24 protein-coding genes and 1 pseudogene are annotated in these 25,660 nt (G+C 49.0%); 12 read left to right on the top strand and 13 right to left on the bottom strand.

From position 1 onward, the window contains the following. Positions 1–8 precede the first annotated feature (8 nt). The 3 genes and pseudogenes from ACK8NJ_RS11480 to ACK8NJ_RS11490 all read left to right on the top strand — a co-directional run bounded on the left by ACK8NJ_RS11480 (position 9) and on the right by ACK8NJ_RS11490 (position 3,512). Entirely contained in the window at positions 9–320 is a 312-nt protein-coding gene (locus tag ACK8NJ_RS11480) for a PTS lactose/cellobiose transporter subunit IIA (RefSeq protein WP_001314746.1), read from the top strand. 55 nt (positions 321–375) lie between these two features. Then, positions 376–2,048, top strand: a pseudogene (locus ACK8NJ_RS11485) (carbohydrate porin). 24 nt (positions 2,049–2,072) lie between these two features. After that, positions 2,073–3,512 (top strand): 6-phospho-beta-glucosidase, encoded by a 1,440-nt coding sequence (locus ACK8NJ_RS11490; RefSeq protein WP_001578366.1) that lies wholly within the window; start codon positions 2,073–2,075, stop codon positions 3,510–3,512. A gap of 56 nt (positions 3,513–3,568) precedes the next feature. Here the strand turns inward: ACK8NJ_RS11490 and marB are convergent, their stop codons facing one another. Genes marB through marR form a run of 3 tightly spaced genes read right to left on the bottom strand, consistent with a single transcriptional unit; the run spans position 3,569 to position 4,657 of the window. Then, positions 3,569–3,787 carry a multiple antibiotic resistance protein MarB gene (gene marB, locus ACK8NJ_RS11495; RefSeq protein ID WP_000803518.1) on the bottom strand — a complete coding sequence of 73 codons (219 nt, stop codon included), beginning with the start codon at positions 3,785–3,787 and terminating at the stop codon, positions 3,569–3,571. A gap of 31 nt (positions 3,788–3,818) precedes the next feature. Further along, on the bottom strand, positions 3,819–4,202 hold the full coding sequence (gene marA / locus ACK8NJ_RS11500) for an MDR efflux pump AcrAB transcriptional activator MarA (RefSeq protein WP_000091199.1): 384 nt from the start codon (positions 4,200–4,202) through the stop codon (positions 3,819–3,821). Between the two features lie 20 nt (positions 4,203–4,222). Continuing rightward, positions 4,223–4,657 (bottom strand): multiple antibiotic resistance transcriptional regulator MarR, encoded by a 435-nt coding sequence (marR, locus tag ACK8NJ_RS11505; protein WP_000843419.1) that lies wholly within the window; start codon positions 4,655–4,657, stop codon positions 4,223–4,225. Between the two features lie 211 nt (positions 4,658–4,868). Between marR and marC the strand changes: the two genes are divergently transcribed. Then, the gene (marC, locus tag ACK8NJ_RS11510) at positions 4,869–5,534 is read left to right on the top strand and encodes an NAAT family transporter MarC (protein ID WP_000885033.1); all 666 of its coding nucleotides are present in this window, start codon (positions 4,869–4,871) and stop codon (positions 5,532–5,534) included. Positions 5,535–5,558: 24 nt separating this feature from the next. Here marC and ydeA read toward each other — a convergent pair whose 3' ends face one another. The 3 genes from ydeA to ptrR all read right to left on the bottom strand — a co-directional run bounded on the left by ydeA (position 5,559) and on the right by ptrR (position 8,973). Beyond that, positions 5,559–6,749 carry an L-arabinose MFS transporter gene (gene ydeA, locus ACK8NJ_RS11515; RefSeq protein WP_000210799.1) on the bottom strand — a complete coding sequence of 397 codons (1,191 nt, stop codon included), beginning with the start codon at positions 6,747–6,749 and terminating at the stop codon, positions 5,559–5,561. A 149-nt stretch (positions 6,750–6,898) separates the two neighbouring features. Next, positions 6,899–8,014, bottom strand: coding sequence for a putative protein YneK (gene yneK, locus ACK8NJ_RS11520; protein WP_411962482.1), 1,116 nt, complete (start codon positions 8,012–8,014; stop codon positions 6,899–6,901). An 83-nt stretch (positions 8,015–8,097) separates the two neighbouring features. Beyond that, positions 8,098–8,973, bottom strand: coding sequence for a putrescine utilization regulator PtrR (ptrR, locus tag ACK8NJ_RS11525; protein WP_061092696.1), 876 nt, complete (start codon positions 8,971–8,973; stop codon positions 8,098–8,100). Between the two features lie 100 nt (positions 8,974–9,073). Between ptrR and sad the strand changes: the two genes are divergently transcribed. The 6 genes from sad to ACK8NJ_RS11555 all read left to right on the top strand — a co-directional run bounded on the left by sad (position 9,074) and on the right by ACK8NJ_RS11555 (position 16,158). Then, positions 9,074–10,462, top strand: a complete 1,389-nt coding sequence (sad, locus tag ACK8NJ_RS11530) for a succinate-semialdehyde dehydrogenase (protein WP_411962483.1) — start codon at positions 9,074–9,076, stop codon at positions 10,460–10,462. Positions 10,463–10,525: 63 nt separating this feature from the next. Beyond that, positions 10,526–11,452 carry a glutaminase B gene (gene glsB / locus ACK8NJ_RS11535; RefSeq protein WP_000257409.1) on the top strand — a complete coding sequence of 309 codons (927 nt, stop codon included), beginning with the start codon at positions 10,526–10,528 and terminating at the stop codon, positions 11,450–11,452. Further along, positions 11,452–11,811, top strand: a complete 360-nt coding sequence (locus ACK8NJ_RS11540; protein ID WP_001559156.1) for a DUF4186 domain-containing protein — start codon at positions 11,452–11,454, stop codon at positions 11,809–11,811. Before glsB ends, ACK8NJ_RS11540 begins: the two co-directional genes overlap by 1 nt. Before the next feature lie 138 nt (positions 11,812–11,949). After that, entirely contained in the window at positions 11,950–13,368 is a 1,419-nt protein-coding gene (locus ACK8NJ_RS11545) for a sensor domain-containing diguanylate cyclase (protein WP_001578364.1), read from the top strand. A 227-nt stretch (positions 13,369–13,595) separates the two neighbouring features. Then, positions 13,596–15,047: a tagaturonate reductase gene (gene uxaB, locus ACK8NJ_RS11550; RefSeq protein ID WP_000854654.1), complete on the top strand. Its 1,452-nt coding sequence runs from the start codon at positions 13,596–13,598 to the stop codon at positions 15,045–15,047. Between the two features lie 196 nt (positions 15,048–15,243). Then, the gene (locus ACK8NJ_RS11555) at positions 15,244–16,158 is read left to right on the top strand and encodes a bestrophin family protein (protein WP_032184258.1); all 915 of its coding nucleotides are present in this window, start codon (positions 15,244–15,246) and stop codon (positions 16,156–16,158) included. 3 nt (positions 16,159–16,161) lie between these two features. Here the strand turns inward: ACK8NJ_RS11555 and tam are convergent, their stop codons facing one another. The 7 genes from tam to lsrA are packed head-to-tail and all read right to left on the bottom strand — an operon-like array spanning position 16,162 to position 22,776. After that, entirely contained in the window at positions 16,162–16,920 is a 759-nt protein-coding gene (gene tam / locus ACK8NJ_RS11560; RefSeq protein WP_128880563.1) for a trans-aconitate 2-methyltransferase, read from the bottom strand. 56 nt (positions 16,921–16,976) lie between these two features. Then, positions 16,977–17,267 carry a (4S)-4-hydroxy-5-phosphonooxypentane-2,3-dione isomerase gene (gene lsrG / locus ACK8NJ_RS11565; RefSeq protein ID WP_000558523.1) on the bottom strand — a complete coding sequence of 97 codons (291 nt, stop codon included), beginning with the start codon at positions 17,265–17,267 and terminating at the stop codon, positions 16,977–16,979. A gap of 23 nt (positions 17,268–17,290) precedes the next feature. Next, a complete protein-coding gene (gene lsrF / locus ACK8NJ_RS11570) occupies positions 17,291–18,166 on the bottom strand; it encodes a 3-hydroxy-5-phosphonooxypentane-2,4-dione thiolase (RefSeq protein WP_000774173.1) in 876 nt (291 codons plus the stop codon). Positions 18,167–18,192: 26 nt separating this feature from the next. Continuing rightward, positions 18,193–19,215 carry an autoinducer 2 ABC transporter substrate-binding protein LsrB gene (gene lsrB, locus ACK8NJ_RS11575; protein WP_411962484.1) on the bottom strand — a complete coding sequence of 341 codons (1,023 nt, stop codon included), beginning with the start codon at positions 19,213–19,215 and terminating at the stop codon, positions 18,193–18,195. 11 nt (positions 19,216–19,226) lie between these two features. Further along, positions 19,227–20,219, bottom strand: coding sequence for an autoinducer 2 ABC transporter permease LsrD (gene lsrD / locus ACK8NJ_RS11580; RefSeq protein WP_001222721.1), 993 nt, complete (start codon positions 20,217–20,219; stop codon positions 19,227–19,229). Next, positions 20,219–21,247, bottom strand: a complete 1,029-nt coding sequence (gene lsrC / locus ACK8NJ_RS11585; RefSeq protein ID WP_097398268.1) for an autoinducer 2 ABC transporter permease LsrC — start codon at positions 21,245–21,247, stop codon at positions 20,219–20,221. The genes lsrD and lsrC overlap by 1 nt, the downstream gene beginning before the upstream one ends. After that, positions 21,241–22,776 (bottom strand): autoinducer 2 ABC transporter ATP-binding protein LsrA, encoded by a 1,536-nt coding sequence (lsrA, locus tag ACK8NJ_RS11590; protein ID WP_097767646.1) that lies wholly within the window; start codon positions 22,774–22,776, stop codon positions 21,241–21,243. The genes lsrC and lsrA overlap by 7 nt, the downstream gene beginning before the upstream one ends. Positions 22,777–23,024: 248 nt before the next feature. Between lsrA and lsrR the strand changes: the two genes are divergently transcribed. Together lsrR and lsrK are read left to right on the top strand one after the other, a co-directional pair. Continuing rightward, entirely contained in the window at positions 23,025–23,978 is a 954-nt protein-coding gene (lsrR, locus tag ACK8NJ_RS11595) for a transcriptional regulator LsrR (protein ID WP_000154339.1), read from the top strand. Between the two features lie 78 nt (positions 23,979–24,056). Then, positions 24,057–25,649, top strand: coding sequence for an autoinducer-2 kinase (gene lsrK, locus ACK8NJ_RS11600; protein WP_000113145.1), 1,593 nt, complete (start codon positions 24,057–24,059; stop codon positions 25,647–25,649). The last annotated feature ends 11 nt before the right edge of the window (positions 25,650–25,660 follow it).

The following is a 25,660-nucleotide window of genomic DNA, read 5'->3' on the forward strand; positions in this document are numbered from 1 at the left end:
AGATGTTGATGTTTGCAGATGAAGAACTTGTTATGGAGTTACTGATCAACGCGGGACAGGCACGTTCTGATGCGATGGAAGCCATACGTTGTGCCGGGCAAAAAGACTGGCAGGGCGCAACTCAGCTAATGGCCAGTTCGGAATTAGCCTGTCTTCAGGCACATAAGATTCAGACCGCGTTAATTAGTCAGGATGAAGGTTGTGGCAAAATAGAAGTTAATTTAATTCTGGTTCATGCACAGGATCATTTGATGAATGCAATATTATGCCAGGATTTAGCCAGGGAAATTATTTCATTAAGAAAAGAGCTCCATGCCTGATTTTTTCCTCCAGTGCGATAGCTGGAGGAAATTATTACACTCTTAAGGATAAGTCATGAATATAAAGACGATTAACGTCAGCCTTTTGTCTTTTTCTATTATTACAGCATTGTTTCCGTTGAACGCGTTGGCAACAAAATTAACCATTGAGCAGCGCCTTGAACTGCTTGAAAATGAATTGTCGCAAAATAAACAAGAGCTGAGAGCAACACAGAATGAACTGGGGGTATATAAATCCCGACTTTCGACCTTACAAAAAAGTATTACGGAAAATAAATACAAATCAGCCTCACTTGCTGAAATATCAGCGACATCTCCCGTCGCTGATAACATCAAAAATGAAAACGGTGAACAGAACTCGTCTGCCACAGCGCATACTATAAATGGATCGCAGCAAGTTGCCGTTATTGAAAGTAAAGGCGACAAAACCACTATCGAAAGCGTGACCCTGAAAGATATCAGTAAATATATAAAGGATGATATTGGGTTCAGCTATCAGGGGTACTTCCGCTCAGGCTGGGGTACCGGAAATCATGGCTCACCACAAACTTATGCAGCGGGTTCTCTGGGACGTTTTGGTAACGAGATGAGCGGTTGGTTTGACTTAACCTTAAATCAGCGTGTTTATAATCAGGACGGTAAAACGGCAAATGCGGTCGTTACCTATGATGGCAACGTAGGTGAGCAGTATAACGATGCCTGGTTTGGTGACAGTGCCAATGAAAATATCATGCAGTTCAGTGATATTTATCTGACAACGCGAGGTTTTTTACCCTTCGCGCCAGAGGCAGACTTCTGGGTAGGCAAACATAAACTCCCGCAATATGAGATCCAAATGCTGGACTGGAAAACCTTAACCACGGATGTCGCTGCGGGTGTGGGGATTGAAACTGGGCACTTGGTGTAGGGCTGTTTGATATGTCCTTAAGCCGTGATGATGTCGATGTTTACTCTCGTGATTTTACGCGTACCAGTCAGATGAATACCAATTCTGTGGATGTTCGTTATCGCAATATCCCGTTATGGGATGATGCAACATTATCATTAATGGCTAAATATTCCGCACCAAATAAAACGGATCAACAACAAGATAATGAAAATGACGACAGTTATTTTGAAATGAAAGATAGCTGGATGCTGACTTCTGTTTTACGGCAAAACCTGCAACGCGATACGTTTAATGAATTTACGTTACAGGTTGCCAATAATTCCTATGCCAGCAGTTTTGCCAGTTTCTCAGATGCCAGTAACACGATGGCGCACGGTCGCTATTACTATGGTGACCATACCAATGGGATCGCCTGGCGTTTAATCTCTCAGGGCGAGATGTATCTTACTGATAATATTATTATGGCTAACGCGCTTGTCTATTCTCATGGCGAAGATGTTTATAGTTATGAAAGTGGCGCTCATAGTGATTTTGACAGTATTCGCACCGTAGTAAGACCGGCCTGGATCTGGAATACATGGAATCAGACGGGGCTTGAATTAGGCTGGTTTAAGCAACAGAACAAAACACAGCAGGGTGTAACACTAAATGAATCGGCTTATAAAACGACACTCTGGCATGCATTGAAAGTGGGTGAAAGCATTTTAGGTTCACGACCAGAAATTCGCTTCTATGGCACGTATATCAATATTCTGGATAACGAATTATCTAATTTTAAGTTTAATGAGAACAGCAAAGACGAGTTTATGGCCGGCATCCAGGCGGAAGTCTGGTGGTAATCTATTTTAGTTAAGGAGTTGTGTATGTCAGGATTTAAAAAAGGTTTTTTATGGGGTGGCGCGGTAGCCGCGCATCAGTTGGAAGGTGGCTGGAATGAAGGAGGAAAAGGCATCAGTATCGCTGATGTGATGACTGCTGGCGCTCACGGTGTGCCGCGTGAAGTGACAGAAGGCGTTATCGACGGACTTAATTATCCCAATCATGAAGCAATTGATTTTTATCATCGCTATAAAACAGATATTCAGTTATTTGCCGAGATGGGATTCAAATGCTTTCGAACTTCCATTGCCTGGACACGAATCTTTCCGCAAGGTGACGAACAGGAGCCGAATGAAGAGGGTTTAAAATTTTATGATGATCTGTTCGATGAATGCCTGAAGCAGGGAATGGAACCTGTGGTGACGCTTTCGCATTTTGAGATGCCTTATCATCTGGTGACAAAATATGGTGGCTGGCGAAACCGTAAACTGATCGACTTTTTTATCCGCTTCGCATCAACGGTCTTCACGCGCTATAAAGAAAAAGTAAAGTACTGGATGACGTTTAACGAAATCAATAATCAGGTGAATTTCAGCGAAAGCCTGTGTCCATTTACTAATTCCGGTATCTTGTATTCGCCAGAGGAAGATATCAATGAGCGCGAACAAATAATGTACCAGGCGGTACATTACGAGTTAGTTGCCAGTGCCCTGGCAGTACAGACTGGTAAATCGATCAATCCTGAATTTAATATCGGCTGTATGATCGCCATGTGCCCCATCTATCCTCTGACGTGTGCACCCAACGATATGATGATGGCCACGAAAGCGATGCATCGTCGTTACTGGTTTACTGATGTTCATGCTCGTGGATATTATCCGCAACATATGCTGAATTACTTTGCCAGGAAAGGATTCAACCTCGATATCACACCAGAAGATAATGCGATGCTTGCCAGAGGTTGTGTCGACTTTATCGGCTTTAGCTACTACATGTCTTTTACGACACAATTTTCGCCAGATAACCCGCAACTGGATTATGTTGAGCCACGAGATTTGGTCAGCAACCCTTATATCGATACATCCGAATGGGGATGGCAAATTGATCCGGCAGGGCTACGTTATTCACTCAACTGGTTCTGGGATCATTTCCAGTTGCCGCTGTTTATTGTCGAAAATGGATTTGGTGCGGTTGACCAGAGACAAGCTGACGGCACGGTGAACGATCACTATCGCATTGATTACTTTGCTTCCCATATTCGGGAAATGAAAAAAGCCGTTGTTGAAGATGGTGTTGACTTAATTGGCTACACACCGTGGGGCTGCATTGACCTGGTTTCTGCCGGAACAGGGGAAATGAAAAAGCGCTACGGAATGATTTACGTCGATAAAGACAACGAAGGGAAGGGAACGCTGGAACGGATACGTAAAGCGTCGTTTTACTGGTATCGGGATCTCATCGCCAACAATGGCGAAAATATTTGAGACTTCAGGAAGATATTACGGAGATATCAGGCTCTGTGATCAGAGCCTGACAATAACTACATAGCGTGTTGATTATAATAGGGCACGCCGAGCGCATCCGACTTATCACTGCCAGTACCCATGTGATTTAAATCAAACGGTGGTTGTTCCTGCGATGGGGGAACAACAACGACATTGGCACAGGAAGTAACAACCGGCTGCGTGGTTTGTTCCGCAATGCCCTGCGTGGAAAAGAGAATAAACGCAGCTGCTATTGCGGATAAAAGTGGTTTCATGATTGCCTCAGTGACGTTGTCACGTTATCAACTAGCTGTTGTAATGATTTAATGGATGTAAAAAGCGCGATTCGCCCTGCATATTGGTCATCCGGTATTTATGCGGCGGAACATCAAAGTAATTTTTGAAGGTTCGGGTCAGAGTTTGTTGCGACTCGAAGCCATATCGTTCTGCCAGATAGAGTATCGGCTCGTTACTTTCCTTCAGCTTTTGCGCGATTTCCGTCATCTTACGGCTGCGGATGTATTGGCCTAATGAATGACCGGTTTCTTTTTTAAACATCCGTTGCAGGTGCCATTTGGAGTAACCCGAACGCTCTGACACTTTCTCCAGTGACAGTGGCGATTCCAGGTTGTCCTCGATCCAGTCCAAAATGCTATGAATGGTAATAGCGTCAGTATTGCGTCTGGACATCGTCATACCTCTTTTTTTGTTTACGGCAGGACTTTCTTAAGCAAATGCTCAAGTGTTGCCACTTCGTCCGCCGTCAGGTTTTTTGTTAATTCTTGGTGCAGGTCCTGGCCAACTAATTGATGGCATTGTTCACATATTGCCGCGCCGCTGGTGGTAAGTTTTACCAGTACGCCGCGCTTATCATTCGGGTTCGGCAACCTTTCCACCCAGCCTTTACAGACCAGGCGATCCAGCATACGGGTCAGCGCCCCCAGGTCGACCGACAACACTTTTTTCAGTTCAACCGGAGTAATACACGCCGCGCAGCGGATAGAGCAGAGCACCTTAAACTGTGCAGCGGTAATATCCAGCGGAGACAGATACTCGTTAAGCAGGCGATCTTTCTTCTGATTAACCATATGGATTAAGCGACCCAATGGAATAATTTCATTGAACAGATCGCTGGTACTTTTCACATTAGTTGCCCTGGCAAGTAATTAGTTGCAGGGGATAATATTGCCCAGGCAAGTATAAGTCAAATGAATGAATTGACCGATGCCACGTTTTGCTAAATCGGTTCAAGTTTTGGTCAGTGCGATGCAAGGTTAGCTAAAGAGTGACACTTTATCGTTGTTTACCCCTTATACTTTTCGCTGATAACCCAGATACACAGGATAACAACCACCAATGTTAGATTTATTTAAAGCAATTGGCCTGGGGCTGGTGGTGTTACTACCGTTAGCTAACCCATTAACAACTGTCGCGTTATTTCTTGGCCTGGCAGGCAACATGAACAGTGCCGAACGTAATCGTCAGTCGTTGATGGCCTCGGTGTACGTCTTTGCCATCATGATGGTGGCGTATTACGCCGGGCAACTGGTGATGGATACATTTGGCATTTCGATTCCCGGTCTGCGAATTGCAGGCGGCTTAATCGTCGCGTTTATCGGTTTTCGGATGCTCTTTCCGCAACAGAAAGCGATTGATTCACCGGAAGCGAAAAGCAAGTCGGAAGAGCTGGAAGATGAACCAAGCGCCAATATTGCTTTTGTACCACTGGCAATGCCAAGTACCGCCGGTCCGGGAACCATAGCGATGATTATTAGCTCGGCGTCCACAGTGCGTCAGAGTTCAACCTTTGCTGATTGGGTACTGATGGTTGCGCCGCCGCTGATCTTTTTCCTGGTGGCGGTTATTTTGTGGGGAAGTCTACGCAGCTCTGGCGCAATTATGCGGCTGGTGGGTAAGGGGGGCATTGAAGCGATCTCCCGTCTGATGGGATTCCTGCTGGTATGTATGGGGGTGCAGTTTATTATTAACGGCATCCTGGAAATCATTAAAACGTACCACTAAAAAAGGCCCAAATGGGCCTTTCAACTATTGCGTCTGTTCTTCGAGTGTCACTGGCCAGCGGCGGAAAATGATGATTGACCATATTAACGCGGCAAAGGCAGGCACCGCGCCCACATAACCAATCATCGACATTGACCAGTGCAGACTGACCTGATTACCTACCAACGCACCCGCGCCGATTCCAATATTAAATATCCCGGAGAATAGCGCCATCGCGACGTCGGTGGCATCTGGTGCCAGCGCCAGCACTTTAACCTGCATACCAAGCCCGATGATCATCATCGCTATCCCCCAGAAAATACTCAGCACCCCGAGGTGTATTTCACTGTTCGCCGCAGGTAGCAGCAGTGCCAGGCACACCAGCAACAGCGCAATCGCCGTACTTACCAACGCAGACGCATACTGATTACCCAGTTTACCGAAAATCACGCTGCCAATAATGCCCGCACCACCGAGTAATAATAGTAATGCCGTGGCAAAGTTGGCGCTGAATCCCGCAATGTTTTGCACAAAAGGCTCGATATAGCTGTATGCCGTGTAATGGGCGGTGACAACCACCACAGTTAACAAATAAATGCTCATCAATGCCGGGCGGCGGAATAATAGCGGGAGGCTTTTCAGCGAACCGGAATGCTCACTGGGCAGTAAGGGAAGTAACTTAATCAGGCACAAAAGGGTGATAAGCGCCCCGATACCAATCGCGAAGAAGGTCATTCGCCAGCCAAAATACTGCCCCACAATGCGCCCGAGAGGTAAACCTAATACCATTGCCAGTGCTGTACCGGTGGCAATTAAACTCAAAGCCTGCGCTCGCTTCCCGGCCGGAGCCATACGGATCGCCAGAGACGCCGTAATCGACCAGAAAATCGCATGTGCAAAAGCTACACCAATGCGACTGATCACCAGAACGGTAAAGCTCCACGACAAAAACGACAGTACGTGGCTGGCAATAAACACCACAAACAGGCAGATCAGTAATTTGCGCCGTTCAACCTGGCTGGTCATTAACATAAAAGGCAATGACATTAGCGCTACTACCCATGCGTAAATGGTCAACATAATGCCGACCTGAGCGGTTTGCATGTGAAAACTTTGCGCAATGTCAGAGAGCAGGCCAACTGGGACAAATTCGGTGGTGTTGAAGATGAAGGCGGCGACTGCCAGCGTAACGACCCGTAGCCACGCCACTTTGCGGGAAACAGTGTTTGTTGTCATAACAGATTATCGGGTGAGTTGCGAAAAAGTGATGAAATGATCTTAAAACGGTTAATGATGTGAATACAATGCATTTGTGATCTGGATCGCGTTTTCCGTTTCTCTGACGCTGATTCTTTCACGCGTCAGAGAGTCGGTCACATCACGGTTTAATGACGTTCAGGGAGGTCTGGCGTTTTGGAGGTTGTGGGTATAGGTGGTCTGACAGGGGAGCGAGGCCTGTTTTTCACCAGGTCTTCATGAGTAACTTTTGGCGGCGTTTCATTTTTTACAAAAAGTTTGAGGGTCTTGCGCGCCATATGTTTGATAATTTTATCATCACTTAATGATGCAGGCATCAACACGTCAATCAAATCACTTTCATTGGGATTCATAAATTGGTGATAGTGCAATAACATATTGGCGAAAAATAAAAACAAGTCCTGAAAATGTGGAAAATCTTGTTCTGCTAAAAGGGATAAAAAGCAGATGCAGACTTCGGGTAGTACATGTTTGTTAGAACCTAATGAATCCATCAGGCTTTGCAATAAATCCTCTTTTAATTCGCTGTCCGTTATGTCGAGAATGGCGGTGATCAAGTTAGGTTCTTTATTGACGAACCATCTGTGAACTTCAGAGTTATTCCATAATCGGGGGAGTATGACAAAATTACCGCGGGTGATAAAATTCAGGACAAGCAAATCAAACTGGCGTAAGTAATCTGCAGCGGCATGGTGATCTGGAGGCAGGGGTTCAATATGTGGTGTATGCGCTCTTTTGATGGGAACGCCAGGGTTGATCATTGGGAATTGTTCAATAAAGTCATTCAGAAACAGAAAGAGTACACGCTCGACGCCGGTCTGAAATACGCGCCCCATAGTGACAGGTTTTGGGTTAGGAGCGCAAAAAATATTAATTTCCCCATCATGGCGGAAATTATCTAAATAAATAGGGCTTAAATTTATCACCACCTGAAATTCAATATTTTCTTTGTGTCTTCCATTCCTTGCAGGATAAGTGAGTTTAAATTGAACCTTTTCATTGTATAGCGTGTCGTTACCCCGGAAAGAGGTTCTCTGAATATATGATAAGTTGTCAAGGTTATTAAATATCTTTTTTGTGGCTGAGCTGATGTTTAAAGACGTACGCCACTCTTCATCACATATTATGGTACTGAGTGCATCAATAAAATCCTTTAAAACTTCTTTTGCCTGAGGTGCAATATTACGTACGGGAAAATCTTCAGGAAGAGATATGTAGTTGCTGATGCTTACTGGCGTAACCATATTTGCCCCATATAGTCATAAGTCATCGGAACATCACTATATAGAGCATATTAGCCGCATGAACTATCAAAAATAGCTCATTGCTAACTCTGTTTTGCCGAGTCAGACACATCCAGTAGTTGAATAAATGCCTCAAGCGGACGCGTTTTCGCACCACGACGCCAGACCAGCCATGTTGTTAACCAACGCCATTGCTCAGCTAACGGCCACGCTTCAACCTGGTGATGCCCCGGCATACTTTCCAGCATAGAGCGTGGAATAAGCGCAATGCCTGCTCCTGCGACCACACAGGCCAACATCCCGTGATACGACTCCATCTCGTGAATAGTTCCCGGAGCGGCACCGTCAGCATGAAACCAGCTCTCGAAGTGGCGACGATACGAACAATTGGCGCGGAAGGCATAAATGTTACTGCCATTAACCTGACTGGCACGGGTTACTGGCGCATGTCCTTGTGGCGTGACAATCATCAGCTCCTCGCGGTATACCGGTATCCCGTCAATGGCAGTATGGTTAATGGGCCCATCAATAAACGCCGCATTCAGTTTTCCCTCCAGCACCCCTTCCAGCATAGTGCCGGAAGGGCCGGTGGAAAGTGAAAACTGAATTTTGGGATAACGACGGTTAAATTCCGCCAGCGTGGCCGGAATGCGCACTGCAGCGGTGCTTTCCAGCGAACCAAGAGAAAATAAACCTTGCGGCTCATCGCCAGCGACAACGCTCCGCGCTTCATCCACTAACGCGAGAATTTGTTGGCTATAGCGTAAAAAGTTATGCCCGGCAGGCGAGAGACGTAAACGCTGATTCTCGCGAATAAACAGATCAATCCCCAGTTCTGTTTCCAGCTGGCGTAGACGGGTAGTGAGATTAGACGGCACGCGATGCACTTTTGCTGCAGCCTGGGTAATGCTGCCAGCTTCGGCAACCGCGTTGAACATCTCCAGTTGGGTCAGATCCATAATATTCTCAATTCGTGAATAAGTGGCTTAATATTATTCATTTTCAAGCAAGAGTAAATCTGCGTATCTTTTTACCATAACCCATAAAGGAGATACCCCGATGACCATTACTCCGGCAACCCATGCAATTTCGATAAATCCTGCCACTGGTGAACAACTTTCTGTGCTGCCGTGGGCTGGCGCTGACGATATAGAAAACGCACTTCAGCTGGCGGCAGCTGGCTTTCGCGACTGGCGCGAGACAAATATAGATTATCGTGCTGAAAAACTGCGTGATATCGGTAAGGCTCTGCGCGCCCGTAGTGAAGAAATGGCGCAAATGATCACCCGTGAAATGGGCAAACCAATCAATCAGGCGCGCGCTGAAGTGGCGAAATCGGCGAATTTGTGTGACTGGTATGCAGAACATGGTCCGGCAATGCTGAAGGCGGAACCTACGCTGGTGGAAAATCAGCAGGCAGTTATTGAGTATCGACCGTTGGGGACAATTCTGGCGATTATGCCGTGGAATTTTCCGTTATGGCAGGTGATGCGTGGCGCGGTTCCCATCATTCTTGCAGGTAACGGCTACTTACTTAAACATGCGCCGAATGTGATGGGCTGTGCACAGCTCATTGCCCAGGTGTTTAAAGATGCGGGTATCCCACAAGGCGTATATGGCTGGCTGAATGCCGACAACGACGGCGTCAGTCAGATGATTAAAGACTCGCGCATTGCTGCTGTCACGGTGACCGGAAGTGTTCGTGCGGGAGCGGCTATTGGCGCACAGGCTGGAGCGGCACTGAAAAAATGCGTACTGGAACTGGGCGGTTCGGATCCATTTATTGTGCTTAACGATGCCGATCTGGAACTGGCGGTTAAAGCGGCGGTAGCCGGACGTTATCAGAATACCGGACAGGTTTGTGCAGCGGCAAAACGCTTTATCATCGAAGAGGGAATTGCTTCGCCATTTACCGAACGTTTTGTGGCAGCTGCGGCAGCCTTGAAAATGGGCGATCCCCGTGACGAAGAGAACACTCTCGGACCAATGGCTCGTTTTGATTTACGTGATGAGCTGCATCATCAGGTGGAGAAAACCCTGGCGCAGGGTGCGCGTTTGTTACTGGGCGGGGAAAAGATGGCTGGGGCAGGTAACTACTATCCGCCAACGGTTCTGGCGAATGTTACCCCAGAAATGACCGCGTTTCGGGAAGAAATGTTTGGCCCCGTTGCGGCAATCACGATTGCGAAAGATGCAGAACATGCACTGGAACTGGCTAATGATAGCGAGTTCGGCCTTTCAGCGACCATTTTTACCACTGACGAAACACAGGCCGGACAGATGGCGGCACGTCTGGAATGCGGTGGGGTGTTTATCAATGGTTATTGTGCCAGCGACGCGCGAGTGGCCTTTGGTGGCGTGAAAAAGAGTGGCTTTGGTCGTGAGCTTTCCCATTTCGGCTTACACGAATTCTGTAATATCCAGACGGTGTGGAAAGACCGGATCTGACGCTACATATTCAGCTCTGATATACTCGCAGGTCTTTTCAGACCTGCGGTCCAGGAGTAGAAAGTGGCAGTCGCCATGGATAATGCAATTTTAGAAAACATCTTGCGGCAAGTGCGGCCGCTCATTGGTCAGGGTAAAGTCGCGGATTATATTCCGGCGCTGGCTACGGTAGACGGTTCCCGATTGGGCATTGCTATCTGTACCGTTGACGGACAGCTTTTTCAGGCCGGAGACGCGCAAGAACGTTTTTCCATTCAGTCTATTTCCAAAGTGCTGAGTCTCGTTGTCGCCATGCGTCATTACTCCGAAGAGGAAATCTGGCAACGCGTCGGCAAAGATCCGTCTGGATCACCGTTCAATTCTTTAGTGCAACTGGAAATGGAGCAGGGTATTCCGCGTAATCCGTTTATTAATGCCGGTGCGCTGGTGGTCTGCGATATGTTGCAAGGGCGATTAAGCGCTCCTCGGCAACGTATGCTGGAAGTCGTGCGCGGCTTAAGCGGTGTGTCTGATATTTCCTACGATACGGTGGTAGCGCGTTCCGAATTTGAACACTCCGCGCGAAATGCGGCTATCGCCTGGCTGATGAAGTCGTTTGGCAATTTCCATCATGACGTGACAACCGTTCTGCAAAACTACTTTCATTACTGCGCTCTGAAAATGAGCTGTGTAGAGCTGGCCCGGACGTTTGTCTTTCTGGCTAATCAGGGGAAAGCTATTCATATTGATGAACCTGTGGTGACGCCAATGCAGGCGCGGCAAATTAACGCACTGATGGCGACCAGTGGTATGTACCAGAACGCGGGGGAGTTTGCCTGGCGGGTGGGACTACCGGCGAAATCTGGCGTTGGTGGCGGTATTGTGGCGATTGTTCCGCATGAAATGGCCATCGCAGTCTGGAGCCCGGAACTGGATGATGCCGGTAACTCGCTTGCGGGCATTGCTGTCCTTGAACAATTGACGAAACAACTAGGGCGTTCGGTTTATTAATGCAGTCTCTCGATCCACTCTTCGCGCGTTTATCCCGTTCAAAATTTCGCTCTCGGTTTCGTTTGGGCATGAAAGAGCGTCAGTATTGTCTGGAGAAAGGCGCGCCAGTCATCGAACAACATGCGGCGGATTTTGTCGCTAAACGTCTTGCTCCGGCATTACCGACTAATGACGGTAAGCAAACCCCCATGCGCGGGCATCCTGTGTTTATCGCTCAGCACGCCACTGCAACCTGTTGTCGCGGTTGTCTGGCTAAGTGGCATAACATTCCGCAGGGTGTTTCGTTAAGCGAGGAACAACAACGTTATATCGTGGCGGTAATCTATCACTGGTTGGTTATACAGATGAATCAGCCATGATAATTGCGGAAAACGATAAAATAGCATTCCCAGGATATCTTTATTTGCCGCCGCTGTCAGCGAACATGCTATCCTTTATAAGAATTTACTTATTACGTTGAGATAATTGCCACCCGCAATTGTATGGACAGATAATTAATGCATGTACAGCCCATTTCAACTTTCCGTTTGTTCCAGGAAGGTCATCTGCTACGTAATAGCATCGCTATTTTTGCGCTAACCACGCTGTTCTATTTTATTGGTGCAGAGTTACGGCTGGTTCACGAACTTTCTCTTTTCTGGCCGCTGAATGGCGTAATGGCGGGGGTGTTTGCCCGCTATGTCTGGCTTAATCGACTGCATTACTATGCGATCAGTTATGTGGCAATGCTGGTTTATGATGCCATAACCACCGAATGGGGGCTGGTTTCACTGGCTATCAATTTCTCCAATATGATGTTTATTGTTACCGTCGCCTTACTGGTCGCGCGGGATAAGCGTCTGGGGAAAAATAAGTACGAGCCAGTAAGTGCCTTACGGCTATTTAATTACTGTCTGATTGCCGCATTATTATGCGCTATTGTCGGGGCGATTGGTTCGGTCAGTATTGATAGTCTGGATTTCTGGCCTTTGCTTGCCGACTGGTTCAGTGAGCAATTCTCAACGGGCGTGTTGATCGTGCCTTGTATGCTGACGTTGGCAATTCCTGGAGTGCTGCCGCGCTTTAAAGCAGAACAGATGATGCCCGCCATCGCGCTTATTGTGTCGGTTATTGCCTCGGTAGTCATTGGCGGAGCGGGGAGTCTGGCGTTCCCGCTGCCTGCATTAATCTGGTGTGCAGTGCGCTATACGCCGCAGGTAACATGTCTGTTGACCTTTGTCACCGGTGCGGTGGAAATCGTACTGGTGGCAAATTCGGTGATTGATATCTCGGTCGGTTCGCCGTTCTCCATTCCGCAAATGTTCTCCGCACGTCTCGGTATTGCCACGATGGCGATATGCCCAATTATGGTTTCTTTTAGCGTGGCAGCGATCAATTCGCTAATGAAGCAAGTTGCGCTGCGAGCCGACTTTGATTTTCTGACTCAGGTTTACTCACGGTCCGGTCTTTATGAGGCGCTGAAAAGTCCATCGCTGAAACAGACACAACATCTGACTGTCATGCTGCTTGATATCGACTATTTCAAAAGTATTAACGATAACTATGGACATGAATGTGGCGATAAAGTGTTAAGCGTGTTTGCAAGGCATATTCAGAAGATTGTCGGTGATAAGGGGCTGGTGGCACGAATGGGCGGCGAAGAATTTGCTGTTGCAGTGCCGTCGGTGAATCCTGTCGATGGTCTGCTAATGGCGGAAAAAATCCGTAAAGGCGTTGAACTGCAACCATTCACCTGGCAACAAAAAACGCTTTATCTCACGGTAAGTATTGGCGTCGGTAGTGGTCGCGCATCGTACCGAACGCTGACCGATGACTTTAATAAATTGATGGTCGAAGCCGATACATGTCTGTATCGCTCGAAGAAAGATGGGCGCAACCGTACCAGCACTATGCGTTACGGTGAGGAAGTTGTCTGACATCTTTATTCATTCACAGCGATTTTAACGGAATGTGTTCTACCACTTTATTGAGCGAATAAAAGGCGTAGTTCCTCGATTAAACCATGATCCGCGCCACACTTTTCTCATAAAACTGCTCATTAATCATCAGGAGTTGATCAAAACAGGGGTTCGGCGTATTAAAGTTTGCTAACCTGTCGTACCAATTCAAACAGGTTGTATGACTAATCAGAAGGGAACCCATTGTGAAAACACTAAATCGTCGCGATTTTCCCGGTGCACAGTATCCAGAACGTATCATTCAGTTTGGTGAAGGTAACTTCCTGCGCGCCTTTGTTGACTGGCAAATCGATCTCCTGAATGAGCACACCGATCTGAATTCTGGCGTGGTCGTTGTTCGTCCGATTGAAACTTCATTCCCGCCGTCACTGAGCACGCAGGATGGTCTGTATACCACCGTTATCCGTGGTCTGAACGAGAAGGGGGAAGCGGTCAGCGACGCGCGTCTGATTCGCTCTGTTAATCGTGAAATCAGCGTCTACAGTGAATACGATGAATTCCTGAAACTGGCGCACAACCCGGAAATGCGCTTTGTTTTCTCTAACACCACCGAAGCGGGTATCAGCTACCATGCGGGCGATAAATTCGATGACGCGCCAGCGGTAAGTTATCCGGCAAAACTGACCCGTCTGCTGTTCGAACGTTTTAGCCATTTCAACGGTGCGCTGGATAAAGGTTGGATCATCATCCCGTGTGAGTTGATCGACTACAATGGCGACGCGTTGCGTGAACTGGTGCTGCGCTATGCGCAAGAGTGGGCACTGCCAGAAGCATTTATTCAATGGCTGGATCAGGCTAACAGCTTCTGTTCTACGCTGGTGGACCGTATCGTTACCGGTTATCCGCGTGATGAAGTGGCTAAACTGGAAGAAGAACTGGGTTATCACGATGGTTTCCTCGACACCGCTGAACACTTTTACCTGTTTGTGATTCAGGGTCCGAAATCCTTAGCGACCGAGCTGCGTCTGGACAAATATCCACTCAACGTGCTGATTGTTGACGATATTAAACCGTATAAAGAGCGCAAAGTGGCAATACTCAACGGTGCACACACCGCGTTGGTGCCGGTGGCGTTCCAGGCAGGGCTGGATACCGTAGGTGAAGCGATGAACGATGCTGAAATTTGCGCATTCGTTGAAAAAGCCATCTACGAAGAAATTATTCCGGTACTGGATTTGCCACGTGATGAACTGGAATCTTTCGCCAGTGCAGTCACCGGACGTTTCCGTAACCCGTACATCAAGCATCAGCTGCTGTCTATCGCGCTCAACGGTATGACCAAGTTCCGCACACGCATCCTGCCGCAGCTGCTGGCAGGGCAGAAGGCAAACGGCACACTTCCGGCGCGCCTTACTTTCGCATTAGCGGCATTGATTGCGTTTTATCGCGGTGAGCGTAACGGAGAAACATATCCGGTACAGGACGATGCACACTGGCTGGAACGTTATCAGCAACTCTGGAGCCAGCATCGTGACCGTGTTATCGGCACCCAGGAACTGGTAGCGATTGTTTTGGCAGAAAAAGACCACTGGGAGCAGGACCTGACGCAAGTGCCTGGACTGGTCGAGCAGGTTGCTAAGGACCTGGATGCGATTCTCGAAAAAGGAATGCGCGAAGCTGTACGTCCGTTGTGCTAATACTCTGAACCCGGTTTCGACCGGGTTTCTTATTTCACTATATTAGTTACAACATCCTATGTGCCTTTATCATTAACGGGTGCCATATGCCACACCTGTAAATGTTGTAAGCTTGTAGGTAATTTGTAAGTAGTGTCTTGAGAATGTGATCGTAATCACGTTTAATAGGACGACTTTTCCACGCCTGAAGATAACCATGATTGTTCGTCCACAACAACACTGGCTGCGCCGTATTTTTGTCTGGCATGGCTCAGTATTATCCAAGATATCCTCGCGCTTACTACTCAATTTTCTCTTTTCTATCGCTGTTATTTTCATGCTGCCCTGGTACACGCATCTGGGCATCAAATTCACCCTCGCACCGTTCAGCATTCTCGGTGTCGCCATCGCCATTTTTCTTGGTTTTCGCAATAATGCCGGTTACGCCCGTTACGTTGAAGCGCGAAAACTTTGGGGGCAGTTGATGATTGCCTCGCGGTCGTTACTGCGCGAGGTAAAAACGACATTGCCGGATTCGGCAAGTGTAAGGGAGTTTGCCCGGCTGCAAATCGCCTTCGCCCACTGTTTACGCATGACATTACGCAAACAACCACAGGCGGAAGTTCTGGCACATTATCTCAAGACTGAAGATCTTCAGCGAGTACTGGCTTCAAACACTCCAGCTAACCGTATCTTGTTAATAATGGGGGAGTGGTTGGCGGTTCAGCGCCGCAATGGGCAGCTTTCAGATATCCTGTTTATTAGCCTCAACGATCGGCTTAACGATATTTCAGCGGTTCTGGCAGGCTGCGAGCGCATTGCCTACACGCCAATTCCCTTTGCCTACACCCTGATTTTGCATCGTACCGTTTATCTGTTTTGTATCATGCTGCCGTTCGCGCTGGTCGTGGACCTGCATTACATGACGCCTTTTATCTCTGTGCTGATTTCCTACACTTTTATTTCGCTGGATTGTCTGGCGGAAGAACTGGAAGATCCCTTCGGTACTGAAAACAATGATTTACCGCTGGATGCCATCTGCAACGCTATTGAAATTGACCTGTTACAGATGAACGATGAAACAGAAATTCCAGCAAAAATTCTTCCCGATCGTCATTACCAGCTGACGTAATATTTACTCCGTACGCCGGGCAACAATAAACAGACGCGGAAATGCCAGCAGTATCTCTCCGTTCTCTTGCAGTGGATACTGCTCTTCCAGCATCTGATGGTAGCGCGTAAGAAAATGCTGCTGTTCGCTCTCGGTCAGATCCTGTAACCACGGACGTAATCCAGTGGCGGTCACCCAATCGATAATCGCCTGGTGCGACGGCATCTGGTGATAGTAGGTGGTTCGCCAGATATCGACCTCACATCCGGCTTCGCTCAAAATATCGTAGTAAGCATGAACGCCAGCCAGCGGCTCACGCCCGCGATCCGGATAATTTTGTTCCCAGGCGACTTCGCGCATGAGCACATGGGTTGGCTCTAGCCAGTTATCTGGCATCTGTACTGCCAACACACCATGCGAATTAAGTAAAGAAACCAGATGAGGGAACAATTCGTAGTGGTCGGGCAGCCATTGCAGTGAGGCATTAGCAAAAATCAGATCGAGTGCCTGTTCCGGTTGCCAGTTGCGGATGTCTGCTTCCACGAACTGGCAGTCTGGCAAAGCACTGCGCGCTTCAGCAATCATCGCCGGAGATGAGTCGATGCCCGTTATCCTGGCCGCAGGCCAACGTTGTTGTAGAAGGGCGGTGCTGTTACCTGGGCCACAGCCAAGATCGGCAACATATTCGACATTCTCCAGCGGCACTCTGGCAAGCAGCTCCACCGCCGGACGCGATCGTTCAGCGGCAAAGTGCAGATATAAAGAGGGGTTCCAGTCAGACATTTTTTTACTCCCGTCAGCGCGTTACCCCAATTGTAGATAAAATTGATAAATTCGCCTCACGGCATCAACCCATTGAACAGACGTTTTTTACGCGGCCCGGTCATTAAAGATTCCAGTTTCGCGACACAGGTTTTGTAGTGGGGCGTGGTTTTATGGAACGCCACTGCGTCTTCATCTTTATAGGCTTCGTAGATAAAAAAGCGCGAATTCACTTCCGGGTCCTGTAAGACATCGAAGCGCAAATTGCCTTCTTCCTGTACCGAGCCCAGGTGGTTCTGGCGAAAAACTTCGATAAACTCGTCAACCTTGTCTTCATGAACGTTAATTTCAACCAGTGTGACGTGCATAATTCTTCTCCTTAAATCCGCAGTTACTGTTTTTCACTCAGATAGAGTTCATATGCCCGATCAGCCGTTTCGTTATGGTGTACCACCGCCTGTACGGCTTTCATCATCGCCACCGGATGGTCAGACTGGAAAATATTACGCCCCATATCCACACCAGAAGCGCCCTGATCGATAGCCTGCCAGCACATTTCAAGCGCTTCGCGCTCCGGTAACTTTTTACCGCCAGCAATAACAATGGGTACCGGACATCCGGCAACAATCCGTTCAAAACCTTTATCGACATAATAAGTTTTGATAATCTGCGCCCCCATTTCAGCGGCGATTCGGGTAGCCAGCGAGAAATAACGCTGATCGCGCACCATATCTTTGCCCACGCCTGTCACGGCCATGGTGGGCATTCCCGCTTTCATTCCGGCATCGACTAGTTGAATAATATTTTTGATCGACTGGTGTTCATATTCGCTACCGATATAAACCTGCGCCGCCACCGCGCAACTGTTCAGGCGCACGGCGTCATCCATCGATAACGCCACGGCTTCATTACTTAATTCCGCCAGAATAGAGTTTGCACCTGACGCCCGCAGTACCACCGGCTTATTGGTCGCCGGGGGAACTACGCTGCGCAAAATGCCGCGCGTACACATTAATACATCGGCATGTTCAAACAGCGGGGCGATATTTATATCAATGCGTTCAAGTCCGGTAGTCGGCCCCTGAAAATAACCATGATCAAAGGCCAGCATCACGGTTTTACCTGTTTTCGGATTAAATATCCGCGATAAGCGTGACTGCATTCCCCAATCCAGTGCACCGCAACCTTTCAGGGTAAAAGGGATATTTTGTTGCGGTTGATCGGTACGAAAATCTTTACCATCTTTAATATCGTCTAAATCTGCCATAACGTACTCCGGTTAAGTAATGCACATCAGAAATCGTATTTGCCGATATTCTCTTTGTTGAATATCACGCGCTCCGGTAACAGTACGATGCCATTACCATCCGCTTCGTAGTCATAGCCCTGAACGCTGTTTGGCAAGACTTCCACCTGACCTACGCCCTGGATATCCAGCTTGTCGCCCGTTTTCATTGATCCTTTTTTCAATAATGCATCCGCGACATAAACTGAAATTTTGCCTTGCTGAACCACATCCCACAGGCCAAATCCTTTCACCGTGCCGCGTTCCACATACGGACGCATCACGTTTGGCGTACTGAATCCGACAATCGCAACTTTGTCATTTTTCAGGTTTTCTGCGGCTTGTGCGGCAGCGGGCAGGGCGTTGGCGTCGGGGGCGATAATGGCGTCGAGATCGCTATAGGCTTTTAATATTCCTTCTGCGGTTTGTAACGATTTAGTGGCATCGTTATAGCCAAACTGCGTAGTGACAATTTCCCAGCCTGGATGCTCTTTGGCGATTTTCGCTTTCGCTTCTTTCACCCACTGGTTTTGGTCCGTAACGGTGGGGCTTGAGTAGAAAAACGCGACTTTGGCTTTGTCTTTATTCACCTGACGCGCCGCCATATCCACCAACATACCTCCCAACTGGGCGGGCGTTCCCTGATTAATGTAGTAAGAGCGGCACTCCGGTTTAGTATCAGAGTCCCAGGTCAGCACTCTCACACCACGTTGCATGGCGCGTTTCAGTGCCGGACACAAGCCATCAGGCGAAACCGCAGAAACGATAATGGCGTTATAACCCTGATTGACGAAGTTATTAATCAACTGTACCTGACCAGAAACACTGGGTTCTGTCGGCCCGTCGTAGGTCACATCAACGCCCAGCTCTTTACCAGCTTGTTGTGCGCCGTTGCCACCGCTGGTAAAAAATCCCACGCCAACCAGTTTAGGAATAAATGCAATACGCTCTGCGGCCTGCACATTCATAGAGATTGCGGCAATGCCAAGCGCGCTAAGTAAGGCGATTTTCTTAAAGCGATGAAGTGTCATGAAGATATCCTTTATGGCAATGGGTTATTGGCCCGACGCGCCAGCCACTCTTTAATTTGCTGGCGATGCAGGCTAACGGAACGACCTACGACAACGACGATAAGTAGCGCACCGGAAAGGGCGCTGGACACCTGATTTGGCACTCCTGCCATTTGCAAACCTTGTTGCAAATATCCCACTAGTAAAACCGCAATGGCGGTGCCGATAATGGAACCGGAACCACCATAAATATTGGCACCGCCAAGCACCACGGCGGTGATGGCGGGCATCAGAAACGACGCACCGAGATCGGAACGTGCTGAACCAAAATACGATACCAGCAGCACAGCGGCGACCGCAGACGCCAGCCCCGTCATTGCATAGAGTGCACATAAGGTGCGGTTAACTGGAATCGCGCTATAAAGCGCCACGCGCGGGCTTTGCCCAATCAAAAACACGTTACGTCCGGCATGGGTTTTATGCAGCCAGAGCCAGAAAACGAGGAGACATATCAGAAAGATAATCAGCGGAACGGGGAGTCCCAGCACATCCAGGTTAGCGAAATCTGTAAACGCCATCGGGAATCCACCAATACCTTCGTACCCCGTCGCTCCGGCCATCCCGGAAAGCAGCAGGGCACTTCCGGCAAACAGATACAGCGTGCCAAGCGTAATCACCAGCGGGTTAACTTTGGTATAGATAATTAATCCGGCGTTGATCAGCCCGCACAATGCGCCGAGCAGTAAGGTCAGGAGAATCGCCAGTGGCATCGGCACACCACTTTGAAACAGTACGCCCAATGCAATGGCGCAGAGGCCGATGGTCGAACCAAACGAAATATCGATCCCGCCACTGACAATCACCATCGTCAGCGGTAGGGCGACAATGCCAATGCAGATAAAGTCACTGGTGCTGAACAGCAACATATTGAGATCTAACATCCGCGGGTTAATTGCACCAAATGCGACAATCTCAATAACGAGCAGTGCGGCAAGAGCCAGTTCCCAACCGTAGCGAATACGCATTATGCGGCCTCCCGTTTTTTACCTGACGAAGCGGGTTTAACGGATGGCGGTGGCGTCATAAAGCGGGCATATTTTTGCCGCCGTAGATTACGTTCCAGCGCACAACGCAGGCGTCCATCAAACACCAGCACCGCCAGCAGAACCAGGCCCGCGATAAAATCATTCCACCATGCCGGAATGCGCAACAGCACCAGTACACTATCGATCTGCGTCAGGAACCATGCGCCGAGTACCGCACCGATGATCGCACCGGAACCGCCGAGCAAACTAATACCACCCAGCACGCAGGCTGCAATCGCTTTCATCTCCAGCCCGGTACCGGTCTGGTTGGGGATAAAACCGATCTGCGAAGCAAACACAATCCCCGCCAGTGCCGCCATGCAGCCGTTCAACGAAAATGCCACAATCCTAATGGCTTCCGTACGAACGCCCAGTTGACGAGCGCCCTGCAAATTATCGCCCGTGGCATAAAAACTGCGTCCAAACGCTGTCTTCGCCAGCAGCCAGGCCATAAATGCCACCAGAATTATCGTCAACCAACCAATTGCTGAAACGCCAAGCAGCAGCGGGGCGGAGAGTTGTTTCAGTTCGGCGGGTAACCCTTCAATCCATTTACCACCAGTCCACAGCAACATGATGCCTCTGTACAACCCTAACGTGCCAAGGGTGGCAACAATGGCAGGGATCTTTAGCCACGCGACCAGGACACCGTTAAAAAATCCCGCGAGCAAACCAAGCAGTAAAGTCGCGACACAAGCAACAGGTAGTGAATACCCCGCGTTCAGTAACATCCCCAATAGCACCGCGCACATTCCGGTAATCGAACCTACCGAAACATCGATATTGCGCGTGAGCATCACCAGCGTCGCGCCCATTGCCAGCAGGATCAGGATTTGCGCGCTGCTATAAACCATGGTCAGCGTTTGCATACTTAAATACTGGCGGTCGAGAAAACCGGGTAATACAAACAGCAACACCACCGCCAGCAGTGCCGTGATTTCACGGTTGTTCTGGATAAACTTCAGCATGATGCCTCCTGACGCTGACTATCGCCGAAGGCAACGCGCATAATAGTCTCGACATTAATATCGCGCCCGGTCAGTGCAGAGTGGGCAATTTCGCCCTGATGCATCACATACACGCGATCTGCCATCAGTTCGATCTCTTCCAGATCAGAGGAGATAAGCAGCACTGCCACATTCTGTGCGGCGATGCTGCGCAACAGCTGGTAGATATCATTACGGGCCGAGACATCCACGCCGCGCGTCGGCTCATCGACAATCAATGCTTGCGGCGAAGCTTCCAGGCATTTGGCAATGAGGATTTTTTGCTGGTTGCCACCGGATAATGTCCGTGCAGCTTGTTCCGGTTGGTTAAATTTAATATTCAGCGCCCGACGATATCGTTCCAGGGTGGCATTATCTTTCGCGGTTTTCGCCCAGAATCCACGAAGGTTATGAGTAAGGGCGCAGACGTTCCACGCCAGTGAAGCATCGAGATTAAGTCCGGATGACTGGCGATCTTCCGGCAGATAAACCAGACCGCGCAGTAAACGTTCTCCGGTGGATAATCTATTGATCTCTTTACCATTCAGCATAATGCGTCCGCCACGCAAAGTACGCAGACCATAGAGCGTCTCGGCCAGTTCTGTGCGTCCGGCACCCACCAGCCCAGCCAGACCCAGAATTTCTCCGGCATTAAGCGTCAGGCTGACATTCCTGAAACCTTCGCCGGTCAGATTTTCCAGTGTCAGCACCGGCGTTCCCGCGGTATGTTGTGGGCGGTTGCCAGGTAATTCCAGCCATAATTTTTGGCTGGCAGAGAGCGATTTTTCCCGTAGCGCTGGCGTAATGGCCTGAATAATGTCGTCGGTAGACAGTTCGCTGGTTTTGCCGCTTAAGGCGATGGTTCCGTCGCGCATCACGCTAATCCGATCGGCAATCTGGCGAATTTCCGGCAGCTTATGCGAGATAAAAACAATACCCACGCCAGTAGCAAGCAGCTCTTGCAAGCGACTAAACAAGCGTTCGGTTTCCGCAGGGGTAAGCGAGGCGGTAGGTTCATCGAGGATCAGAATCTGCGAGTCGCGCATCAGCCCGCGGAGAATTTCCACCATTTGGCGATCGGCGACATCCAGTGAGCCTGCCAGACTATGCAGATCAAACTGGCAGCCCAGCGCCGCCAGCAAGTTCTTCATTTTCTGCATGGAGAGCTGTTTTTTTGCCAGCCCAAACAGAATGTTTTCTTTTATCGACAGGCTTGGGAAAAGCAGCGGTTCCTGGGGAACGAGATAAATACCCAACTGATGAGCATGAACTGGCGTTAATCTGGTGTAGTTGTTGCCCCCAATCTCAAGCGTACCGCTATCAGCAGGGGTAATACCGGCAATAATCTTCATTAACGTCGATTTACCGGCACCATTGCCGCCGAGCAGGGCGTGGACCTCCCCCTGGTGCAACGTAAAATCGATGCCTTTCAGGACATTAACCCCTGAATACTGTTTATAAACCGAGCGGGCGCAAAGTAGCGGTAACGCGCGGGTATCACTCGTTTGCATATTTCCCCCGTTCAGTTTTGCAGGTGAGTTTTGAACAAATGTATTTTTGCTTTTAATTTGTTCATAACCTTAGGCGGGCATTGCATATATTTCCGACGAATAGATCACAATTTATGCTATTTTGATTTTCACGGTTGCGTTTGTTCATGCTCGTAGAGTCAAACTGTGGTTGCTATCACAGATATAAATGCGCAAGAACTGAACAATTGCATTAAAGATTTAAATATGTTCAAAGTGAAGAATGAATTATGACAATCAACGATTCGGCAATTTCAGAACAGGGAATGTGTGAAGAAGAACAGGTCGCGCGGATCGCGTGGTTTTACTACCACGACGGGCTGACCCAGAGCGAGATCAGCGATCGTCTCGGGCTGACCCGTTTGAAAGTGTCGCGATTACTGGAGAAAGGGCATCAGTCCGGCATTATTCGCGTGCAGATTAATTCTCGCTTTGAAGGCTGTCTGGAATATGAAACACAATTACGTCGTCAGTTTTCGCTACAACATGTCCGGGTGATCCCTGGGCTTGCGGATGCTGATGTCGGCGGGCGACTGGGGATAGGCGCGGCGCATATGTTGATGAGTTTACTTCAACCACAACAGATGCTGGCGATTGGTTTTGGCGAGGCAACCATGAATACGCTGCAACGCTTAAGTGGTTTTATTTCGTCACAGCAAATTCGCCTGGTCACGCTCTCCGGTGGCGTCGGTTCTTATATGACGGGTATCGGGCAGCTTAACGCGGCGTGCAGTGTGAATATTATTCCGGCTCCGTTGCGGGCATCCTCCGCTGACATTGCCCGTACGCTAAAAAATGAAAATTGCGTCAAAGATGTTCTGCTAGCCGCGCAAGCAGCGGATGTGGCGATTGTCGGCATTGGGGCTGTGAGTCAACAAGACGACGCAACAATCATTCGCTCCGGCTATATCAGCCAGGGCGAACAGTTAATGATTGGTCGAAAAGGGGCTGTTGGCGACATTTTAGGCTACTTTTTTGATGCAAAAGGTGACGTTGTCACGGATATCAAAATACATAACGAACTGATTGGCTTACCTTTAAGCGCGCTGAAGACTATTCCCGTCCGGGTTGGCGTGGCAGGGGGAGAAAATAAAGCCGAAGCAATTGCCGCTGCAATGAAAGGCGGTTATATCAACGCACTGGTTACCGATCAGGATACTGCAGCGGCGATTTTACGTAGTTAAATTTGCATGACCTTATTACCGGGAATGATGGAGAACGTACAGAGGAACAGACAGAACGCATAAGCCGAGGATAATCTAATGGCTCGACTCTTTACCCCTTCAGAATCAAAGTACTACCTGATGGCGCTGGATGCAGGCACCGGAAGTATTCGGGCTGTGATATTCGACCTGGAAGGCAATCAAATAGCAGTGGGACAGGCGGAGTGGCGGCATCTGGCAGTACCGGACGTTCCTGGTTCTATGGAATTTGATCTCAACAAAAACTGGCAACTGGCGTGTGAGTGTATGCGCCAGGCGCTGCACAACGCCGGCATAGCCCCGGAGTATATCGCTGCCGTTTCGGCATGTTCGATGCGCGAAGGCATTGTTTTATATAACAATGAAGGAACACCGATCTGGGCCTGCGCCAATGTGGATGCCAGAGCGGCGCGCGAAGTTAGCGAACTTAAAGAACTGCACAACAATACCTTTGAAAACGAAGTTTATCGCGCCACCGGACAAACGCTGGCGTTAAGCGCTATTCCCAGATTACTTTGGCTGGCGCACCATCGTTCTGATATCTACCGACAGGCGTCGACCATCACCATGATCAGCGACTGGCTGGCCTATATGCTCAGCGGCGAACTGGCGGTGGATCCCTCTAACGCTGGCACCACGGGACTTCTTGATCTAACCACCCGTGACTGGAAACCTGCATTGCTGGATATGGCCGGACTGCGGGCCGATATTCTTTCTCCTGTCAAAGAAACCGGCACATTGCTGGGCGTGGTAAGTTCACAAGCGGCGGAACTCTGCGGTCTGAAGGCGGGCACTCCGGTGGTCGTTGGAGGAGGCGACGTGCAACTTGGTTGCCTGGGGTTAGGCGTTGTCCGTCCGGCACAAACCGCTGTTCTTGGCGGTACATTCTGGCAGCAAGTTGTAAACTTAGCCGCGCCGGTGACAGACCCAGAAATGAACGTGCGCGTTAATCCTCATGTTATTCCTGGCATGGTACAAGCTGAATCTATAAGCTTTTTTACCGGACTCACCATGCGCTGGTTCCGCGATGCTTTCTGTGCCGAAGAAAAACTGATTGCCGAACGTTTAGGCATCGACACCTATACGCTGCTGGAAGAGATGGCCAGTCGGGTGCCGCCTGGGTCGTGGGGCGTAATGCCGATATTCTCCGACAGAATGCGCTTTAAAACCTGGTATCACGCTGCGCCTTCCTTTATTAATTTGTCTATTGATCCGGATAAATGTAACAAAGCGACGTTGTTCCGTGCGCTGGAAGAAAATGCGGCGATTGTATCAGCGTGTAACTTGCAGCAAATCGCTGATTTCTCGAATATTCATCCTTCATCGTTAGTCTTTGCAGGCGGAGGTTCAAAAGGGAAATTATGGAGTCAAATTCTCGCTGATGTCTCGGGATTACCCGTCAATATTCCGGTGGTCAAAGAAGCCACCGCATTAGGATGTGCCATTGCAGCTGGCGTCGGTGCCGGAATTTTTTCATCAATGGCAGAAACCGGAGAACGCCTGGTTCGCTGGGAACGGACGCACACACCAGACCCGGAAAAGCATGAACTTTATCAGGATTCACGCGATAAGTGGCAGGCAGTTTATCAGGATCAGCTGGGGCTGGTTGATCACGGGCTGACGACGTCGTTATGGAAAGCGCCTGGGTTATAGTTTCATTGACA

The sequence above is a fragment of the Escherichia sp. F1 genome, assembly GCF_046764225.1.
In the GTDB taxonomy this organism is placed as follows: domain Bacteria; phylum Pseudomonadota; class Gammaproteobacteria; order Enterobacterales; family Enterobacteriaceae; genus Escherichia; species Escherichia coli.

Coding starts and splice junctions, on each gene's coding strand:
- ACK8NJ_RS11490 (WP_001578366.1), top strand. CDS start 2,073: ATGTCAGGATTTAAAAAAGGTTTTTTATGGGGTGGCGCGGTAGCCGCG.
- marB (WP_000803518.1), bottom strand. CDS start 3,787: ATGAAACCACTTTTATCCGCAATAGCAGCTGCGTTTATTCTCTTTTCC.
- lsrR (WP_000154339.1), top strand. CDS start 23,025: ATGACAATCAACGATTCGGCAATTTCAGAACAGGGAATGTGTGAAGAA.
- lsrA (WP_097767646.1), bottom strand. CDS start 22,776: ATGCAAACGAGTGATACCCGCGCGTTACCGCTACTTTGCGCCCGCTCG.
- lsrB (WP_411962484.1), bottom strand. CDS start 19,215: ATGACACTTCATCGCTTTAAGAAAATCGCCTTACTTAGCGCGCTTGGC.
- ydeA (WP_000210799.1), bottom strand. CDS start 6,749: ATGACAACAAACACTGTTTCCCGCAAAGTGGCGTGGCTACGGGTCGTT.
- ACK8NJ_RS11545 (WP_001578364.1), top strand. CDS start 11,950: ATGCATGTACAGCCCATTTCAACTTTCCGTTTGTTCCAGGAAGGTCAT.
- marA (WP_000091199.1), bottom strand. CDS start 4,202: ATGTCCAGACGCAATACTGACGCTATTACCATTCATAGCATTTTGGAC.
- ACK8NJ_RS11480 (WP_001314746.1), top strand. CDS start 9: ATGTTTGCAGATGAAGAACTTGTTATGGAGTTACTGATCAACGCGGGA.
- ACK8NJ_RS11540 (WP_001559156.1), top strand. CDS start 11,452: ATGCAGTCTCTCGATCCACTCTTCGCGCGTTTATCCCGTTCAAAATTT.
- lsrF (WP_000774173.1), bottom strand. CDS start 18,166: ATGGCAGATTTAGACGATATTAAAGATGGTAAAGATTTTCGTACCGAT.
- ACK8NJ_RS11555 (WP_032184258.1), top strand. CDS start 15,244: ATGATTGTTCGTCCACAACAACACTGGCTGCGCCGTATTTTTGTCTGG.
- lsrD (WP_001222721.1), bottom strand. CDS start 20,219: ATGCGTATTCGCTACGGTTGGGAACTGGCTCTTGCCGCACTGCTCGTT.
- sad (WP_411962483.1), top strand. CDS start 9,074: ATGACCATTACTCCGGCAACCCATGCAATTTCGATAAATCCTGCCACT.
- tam (WP_128880563.1), bottom strand. CDS start 16,920: ATGTCTGACTGGAACCCCTCTTTATATCTGCACTTTGCCGCTGAACGA.
- lsrG (WP_000558523.1), bottom strand. CDS start 17,267: ATGCACGTCACACTGGTTGAAATTAACGTTCATGAAGACAAGGTTGAC.
- yneK (WP_411962482.1), bottom strand. CDS start 8,014: ATGGTTACGCCAGTAAGCATCAGCAACTACATATCTCTTCCTGAAGAT.
- ptrR (WP_061092696.1), bottom strand. CDS start 8,973: ATGGATCTGACCCAACTGGAGATGTTCAACGCGGTTGCCGAAGCTGGC.
- marC (WP_000885033.1), top strand. CDS start 4,869: ATGTTAGATTTATTTAAAGCAATTGGCCTGGGGCTGGTGGTGTTACTA.
- lsrK (WP_000113145.1), top strand. CDS start 24,057: ATGGCTCGACTCTTTACCCCTTCAGAATCAAAGTACTACCTGATGGCG.
- lsrC (WP_097398268.1), bottom strand. CDS start 21,247: ATGCTGAAGTTTATCCAGAACAACCGTGAAATCACGGCACTGCTGGCG.